Source organism: Streptomyces sp. bgisy159 (assembly GCF_965341775.1).
GTDB lineage: Bacteria > Actinomycetota > Actinomycetes > Streptomycetales > Streptomycetaceae > Streptomyces.
In genome coordinates, this window is record NZ_CBDQZH010000087.1 from 1 (window position 1) to 6853 (window position 6853).

4 protein-coding genes, 2 pseudogenes and 1 CRISPR repeat array are annotated in these 6853 nt (G+C 67.9%); of the genes and pseudogenes, 5 read left to right on the plus strand and 1 reads right to left on the minus strand.

From position 1 onward, the window contains the following. Nucleotides 1-436: pseudogene (locus ACSLTV_RS35580) on the minus strand (ISAzo13-like element transposase-related protein); the annotation flags it as partial. A 71-nt stretch (nt 437-507) separates the two neighbouring features. Between ACSLTV_RS35580 and ACSLTV_RS35585 the strand changes: the two are divergent. The 5 genes and pseudogenes from ACSLTV_RS35585 to cas3 all read left to right on the plus strand — a co-directional run. Beyond that, nucleotides 508-840 (plus strand): transposase, encoded by a 333-nt coding sequence (locus ACSLTV_RS35585; protein WP_432159272.1) that lies wholly within the window; start codon nt 508-510, stop codon nt 838-840. Beyond that, on the plus strand, nt 837-1748 hold the full coding sequence (locus ACSLTV_RS35590) for an IS3 family transposase (RefSeq protein WP_435613680.1): 912 nt from the start codon (nt 837-839) through the stop codon (nt 1746-1748). The genes ACSLTV_RS35585 and ACSLTV_RS35590 overlap by 4 nt, the downstream gene beginning before the upstream one ends. Before the next feature lie 236 nt (nt 1749-1984). Further along, on the plus strand, nt 1985-2980 hold the full coding sequence (locus ACSLTV_RS35595) for a hypothetical protein (protein WP_432140164.1): 996 nt from the start codon (nt 1985-1987) through the stop codon (nt 2978-2980). A gap of 537 nt (nt 2981-3517) precedes the next feature. Next, nucleotides 3518-4217: direct repeats of the CRISPR family, unit length 29 nt; unit sequence CGGCTCACCCCCGCTCGCGCGGGGAACTC. A gap of 169 nt (nt 4218-4386) precedes the next feature. Next, nucleotides 4387-5289, plus strand: a complete 903-nt coding sequence (locus tag ACSLTV_RS35600) for a CRISPR-associated endonuclease Cas3'' (protein WP_432159222.1) — start codon at nt 4387-4389, stop codon at nt 5287-5289. A gap of 130 nt (nt 5290-5419) precedes the next feature. Beyond that, a pseudogene (gene cas3, locus ACSLTV_RS35605) lies at nt 5420-6853 on the plus strand (CRISPR-associated helicase Cas3'); the annotation flags it as partial.

Here is a 6853-nt window from a genome sequence, read left to right on the forward strand (position 1 = left end):
AGCCTTCTTCCCGCAGCAGGTCGGCGACGGTGTCCGCACTGACTTTGTGCCCGGTCCGGGCCAGCTCCCGCGTCAGCGTGCGGGTCGACTTCACCGTTCACCGCAGTGGTGACATCGGATCGCCTCGCTCGTCCGGCTCGACCAGCGCAAGGAGGGCCGGACGTAGCCCTGGATCGAGATCTACGACCCCCTTGCGGCCTCCGCCCGGCCGCCGCACCCGCCCCAGAGGCTCCTCGCCGGCCTCCAACTCGGACACGCCCTTGCGGACCGTGGTCTCACTCACCGAGGCCGCCCGCGCAACGGCCCGAACACCACCGTGTCCCAGGACACGAGCCTCTGCGGCCATGAGTAGCCGTCGTTGTCGCTCATCCAGATGCGGGAACAACACCGCGAACCTCATGGCGAGTTGGGCACAGATCTCGTCCGGGATGCGCATACCACATCAACGAGCCACGCGTCCCTCCCCTCGTAGCGTGGAGTCCGTGATTGCAGGGGAAGTTGGGGTTCATGGGGTCCAAGCAACGGACGTACACGCCTGAGTTTCGTGAGGGTGCTGTACGCATCGTGATCGAGACGGGCAGGCCGATCCCGGAGGTCGCCGAGGAACTCGGCGTGCACTCCGGCACGTTGCATAGCTGGGTGTCGCGGTGGCGGCGCAACGGGTCGGCGTCGTCCGACCGGCCGGCCGAGCCCGCGCCGCCGGGTGGACGGATGCGCGAGGCCGAGCGCGCCGAGCTGGAACGGTTGCGGCGGGAGATGTCGGAGAAGAACAAGCGGATACGCGAGCTGGAGATGGAGCGTGATGTCCTCAAGCGATGCATGGTCCTCTGGGTGAAGTGACCGTGACGGACCCGGCCGCCCTGGCCGCGTTCATCGGTAACCAGAGGACCGAGCACTGCGTCCCGCACCGTCTGGCCTGCCGTGTCCTGGGGGTGTCGGAGTCCTGGTTCTACAAGTGGCGCGACAAGCCCACCACCGCGCGTGAGATCCGGCGCGGGCAGCTGGCCGACGTGATCCGGCAGATCTTCGAGGGCTCCGGCGGCACCTACGGCTCCCCGAAGGTCTGGCTCCTCCTGGTCCGCGCGGGCTGGCGGGTCTCGGTGAACACTGTCGCCCGTCTGGTGGCCGAACTCGGCCTGGCCGGACGGAAGGTCCGCCGACGGCGCGGGCTGACCCGGCCCGGCAAACGGCCGGCGGCCCCGGACTTCGTGCGGCGGGACTTCACCGCGGACGCTCCGGACCAGGTGTGGTGCGGCGACATGACCGAGATCACCTCCGGTGAGGGCAAGCTCTACCTGGCCACCGTCATCGACCTGTTCTCGCGCCGGCTGCTCGGTTACGCGATGGGCGCACGCCATGACGCCGAACTGGTCGTGGCGTCCCTGAACATGGCCGCGGCCACCCGCGGCGGTGACGTGAAGGGCGTGATCTTCCACAGCGACCGCGGCAGCGAATACGGCTCCCGGCGCTTTCGCCGGGCCTGTCGCCGCTTGGGCGTGACCCAGTCCATGGGCCGCGTCGGGTCGTGTTTCGACAACGCCGTCAGCGAGGCGTTCAACAGCGTGCTCGAGGTCGAGTACGTCCACCGGCACACGTTCGCCACCCGCACCGAGGCCCGGCTGCGGATCGCGACCTGGATCACCGGCTTCTACAACGTGCACCGACTACACAGCGTGTGTGGATATCAGAGTCCGATCGACTACGAGCACGACCACCGGGCCAACTCCGTCTTGGAACTGGCCGCTTAGAAGATCTCCACAGTTCGAGGGGATTGACACACACATCGTTGAGCAAGACCTGAGGCGGAATTGTGCCTTCCGTCACAGTGATTGCGGCGAAGGCCGGGATACGTTGCTCGTGATCAAGAAGGTCATGGCGCCCTCCCGACCAAGGGGCGCAATACGGGCCTGGACGTCAACTGCCCCGAGTCTATGTGAGCGGCTGCAGTCCGACGTCTTCGAAACTCTGAACCGGGGATGCACATATGAGTTACCGACAGCGAATAGCCAGCGGATCCGTCGCCGTTGCGGCGAGCGGCTGGCTCGCGTTGAACATGACTTCGCCCGCGGCTGCCGACGCAACGGCATCGGAGCCCGCCAGGGCCGCGGCCATTGTCGAGCGCATCACAGGAACCCACGACCTCGTGCCGACCACGGCGGGCGCCAGGGACGAGGCGAGCAGGGTAGTGACGGACACGACCGACGGAAAGATCACCCTGACCGTTCCGGCTGTGTCCGACGGAAAGGTAGAGACCATCGCGCCGGACGGGACGACGATTGGCGTCGCACTTCCGAGCACCAAGAGTGTTGCCGGTGTCGAGAGCGCCGCCGGCACGACCGTGTATCCGGACGCCGCTCCCTCTACCGACCTGTCGGTCCAGCCCACGGTCGGCGGCGCGTTCCGGAGTCTGATCACCCTCAAGGACAGCAAGGCACCTGCCGACCAGCGTTTCGATCTGGACCTCCCAGCTGGTTCGGAACTGGTGGCCACCGCCGACGGCGGTTACGAAATCGTCGAGCGTATCGACGCCGACACCAGCGTGGCCATCGGTGCCATCGACGCTCCGTGGGCCAAAGACGCCTCCGGCAACGACGTTCCCACCACCTACCGGCTGGAGGGCAACACGCTCATCCAGCAGATCCACATCACGTCGAACACCGCCTTTCCTGTGGTCGCCGACCCGAAGGTCTCGTTCGGCCGCGGAATCTACGTGAAGTTCAACCGTTCTGAGACAGCCTCCATCGCCCCGTACACCGACGCGTCAGCCGCCGTCGTCGCTGCATGCCAGAAGGTCCCGAACCGGGTTCGCAACATGCCCGTGCGGACCATCTGCCGTGGGACCCTTGGCGCGGCGTCCCAGAGCGTGCGGAAGACCTTCAAGGACGCCGCGAGCCAGAACCGCTGTGTCCAGATCCGGCTGCCCTACGCCCCGATCGGTGTCGTCATCGGTTGGCCCGAGTGGAAGAAGGTCGCATGCTAACGCCGGAGAACTCAGAGCGAGGAGAACCCGTGGGCACTGCTCGTAGCGCAGCCGTGACCTTTGCCAGCGTCGTTGCGATCCTGCTCGTTATGCAGTTCGCCTTCGAGGGAGAGGTCACGCTCCGCTCGGCGTTGGTTGCCGCTGCCGTGGGATTGCTCTCAGTGGCCGTTGGGCCTCTCTGGGAGAAATGGCGCAGCAACCGCCGGTAGCCCGCCCGTGCGGCCCGGCACGGTGAAGACCGTCGCCGGGCCCCGCGGCCGTACCGCCCACGGCCGGCGCTGGTCTCCTCCCAGGCCTTGAGGATGCTGGCCCAGCCGTACTGTCCGGCGTCGGCTGCAGAGCCTGCGCCTCGGGATCCGTACGGAGGGTGCTTCTATTGTGTTCAGGCGCGGGGCCTCATGCAGCCGAGGAACGACTGCACACGAAGTCCATGGAGGACTCGATGGCCCACCGCCGTGTCAACGCGGCCAAGTTCATCAGCCGCTACCGCTCGTGCGGGGAACTCGCCCGGGACGGGCTCCGCGTCTTGTGGACCGGCGGCTCACCCCCGCTCGCGCGGGGAACTCACGCCGACGTTGTAGCCGACGTCATCGGTGACCGGCTCACCCCCGCTCGCGCGGGGAACTCGTGTTCGCGGGTGATGCCGAGTTCGGCGGCGACGGCTCACCCCCGCTCGCGCGGGGAACTCATGACCGTGGACGGCGACTTGATGCCGAGGGCCGGCTCACCCCCGCTCGCGCGAGGAACTCCAGACCGGGCGGCGTGGCCTGCCACGCGGTCACGGCTCACCCTCGCTCGCGCGGGGAACTCCTGCGCGCCGGACGCCTCTCCCGCGCCCCCCGCGGCTCACCCCCGCTCGCGCGGGGAACTCAAGCGGTCGACCTGCCGCCAGTCGCCTTGGGCCGGCTCACCCCCGCTCGCGCGGGGAACTCGTCTACCGCGCGGGCGTGGGTGAGGTCGTCATCGGCTCACCCCCGCTCGCGCGGGGAACTCGCGACGTAGACCCGTTCTGCCACCAGGCCGTTCGGCTCACCCCCGCTCGCGCGGGGAACTCGCGCCACCATGTCAGCCGATCCGCTGCATGATCGGCTCACCCCCGCTCGCGCGGGGAACTCGCCTGCGTCACAGCCCGCACGTTCGATATGGACGGCTCACCCCCGCTCGCGCGGGGAACTCGCTGCTGGACGAGGAGCGCCCCACCGTCTCGTCGGCTCACCCCCGCTCGCGCGGGGAACTCACTTGGTGACCTGCGGATATTGGGAGCGTAGGCCAATTCGTTATCTGCATGGCGGCGCCTTCCAGATGGAGCTGGATGAGTAAGCGGTCACCGCTCAAGCGGGCGTTGTCAGTGGGGTGTGGTGAGATGCCTCTCACTGGTCCACCTCCATAGCCTGGAGCCGCGCACGATGACAAGCGACAGTGAGACTTTAGCGCTCGTCGATCCTCAACTGTGGGGCAAGCAGCACGGGCTGCCGCGTGCATATCCCGTGGTGTGTCATCTGCTGGATACGGCCGCGATGGCTGGTGCGTTGTGGGACAGTCTGCTCAGCCACGAGGTCGTCGAGCGACTCAGCGGTGAGGTGGGGGTTGCGGCTGACGAACTGCGGCAACTGGTCTGCATGTGGGCTGGGTTGCATGACCTCGGCAAGATCAGTCCAGCGTTCCAGCGCAAGTGCGTTGATCTGTATGCGGCGTTGCAGGCTGCGGATCCTGCGTACGGGCCAGCTTCGGCGGAGGAACTGCGTGATGCGCTGACTCTGAGGCATGACGAGGCCACGCACTGGGTGCTGGTGGGGATCTTCGAGGAGTTCGGCTATCCGGCGAACCCGCGGGGTGCCCACCGTGGGGTGGGGCATCAGATCGCGCAGATGCTGGGCGGCCACCACGGCCGGTTCTGGCCGGCGATGTCGCGGCAGCAGGCTCGCCGGCCTAGGGCGAACCATCCCGGTCTCGGGGCGGGCGTGTGGGAGGAGCAGTGCCGGGCTCACGCTGAGGCGGTCAGGCGGATGACAGAAAGTGCCGTCGTACCGCCGCGGCAGCTTCCCGCTTCCGTGGCTGTGGTCGTGGCGGGGCTGGTGATCGTCGCGGACTGGCTGGCCAGTCAAGAAACCTTCATCGTGCAGCGAATTCCTGCCCCAGGTTGGAGCGCTGACGACAAGGGACTGCTGGCTCATTGGGAGCGTTCGGTGAAGGATGCTGCGGCGGTGGTGCGTGAGGCGGGTCTGGGCCGGGCCGTCGTTCGGGACCTGTCGTTCAGGGAGATGTTCGGTTTCGAGCCGAACTCTTTGCTTTGCAGGCGTCCCTGGTGAAGGAGTTGCCTGATCTGGTGCGGGGGCCGGGACTTCTGCTGGTGACGGCTCCGCCAGGCGACGGCAAGACCGAGGCAGCGCTGTTCGGGGCGAGTGTGCTGATGCGTGCCGCCGGCTCGAACGGAGTCGGTTCTCGTTGCCCACGATGGCGACAGCCGACGCCATGTACGAGCGGGTGCGGGTGTTCGCCGAGCGGACGCTGGGCGGTGATGCGGCCCTGACCCGGGTGCACAGCATGGCCTGGCTGAGTGCGGACACCGTGACGGATGCGGCCGGTTCCGCAGCCACTGCTGGCCCGGTGCTCTCCAGCGAGCATGCCTCTGTGGAGGCGGCCCAGTGGCTCCGTGCGACTCGACGCGGGATGCTCGCCCCTCTCAGCGTGTTCACGATCGATCAGGCGCTGGCCGGGGTTCTGCCTGTGCGGTACAACGCGCTGCGTTTGCTGGCCCTGTCGGGGAAGGTCCTGGTCATCGACGAGGCGCACGCGTACGGGCCGTGGATGCACGCTCTGCTGCTCCGGTTGCTGGAATGGCTTGGTGCGATGGGGGCGCCGGTGGTGGTGCTGTCCGCGACGCTGACCGGGAGCACGGCAGGCTCGCTGCTGCAGGCCTACCGACGGGGCTGCGGCCAAGCCGATGAGCTGCCGCAGGCAATGCAGCCGCGCTATCCGGGCTGGGTCTACGTCGACGGGGCGCCCGGTGGCGCCGTGAGCGAGCCGCGCGGGGTACCGAGTGAGCGGGAGAGGGCCCTGGAGTTCAGGCTGCTGCCGGTGCGCAGGGATGTGGAGGCTGGTGATGTGCGGCATCGCTGGTCCGTGATCAAAGAGTTGCTGCGGCCGGCCGTCGAGGGCTGCGAAGGCACCGTGCTGGTGTGCTGTACGACGGTGGCCGAGGCACAGGAGACCGCTGTAGCTGTCCAGGCGTGGCTTGCGCAACGGGCGGAGTCAGGAGCCGAGGTGCCGGACCTGCATCTGCTGCATTCCCGCTACCGAGCCCGGGACCGGCGCAGGATCACTGAGGTGTGCGAGACCTCGTTCGGGAAGACGGGGCAGCGTCCCAAGGCGGCCATCCTGGTCGCCACCCAGATCGTGGAGCAGTCACTCGACCTCGATTTCGACCTGCTGATCACGGATATTGCGCCGCTGGCTCTTGTGCTGCAGCGCGCGGGCCGCTGCCAGCGACACAAGCTGGACGGGTATGACCTGCACGGTGCGCACCGGCCGGCCTGGGCCGTTGGACATCCCCGGATCGTGGTGCTGAATCCGGTGAACGGCGAGGGGGAGTTCGAGCAGCCGAGAGCGTGGGGCGCGGTGTACCACGAGGCGCTGCTGCGGCGTACCAGTGAGCTGCTGGCGCAGCGTGCGGGGGGTCTGGTGCACGTGCCGGGGGATGTGCAGGAACTCGTCGACGCCGTGTACGCCGAGGAGTTCGGCGGCGATCTCGATGAGAAGTCTGCCAGGGAACTGGCGGCCGCTGACGCTGCGCGGCGTGCCGAGGAGGCGGCCGAGCTTCAGCTGGCGGACATGGTGCGTGTGAAGGCCCCAAAGGACATCGGGCAGGATCTG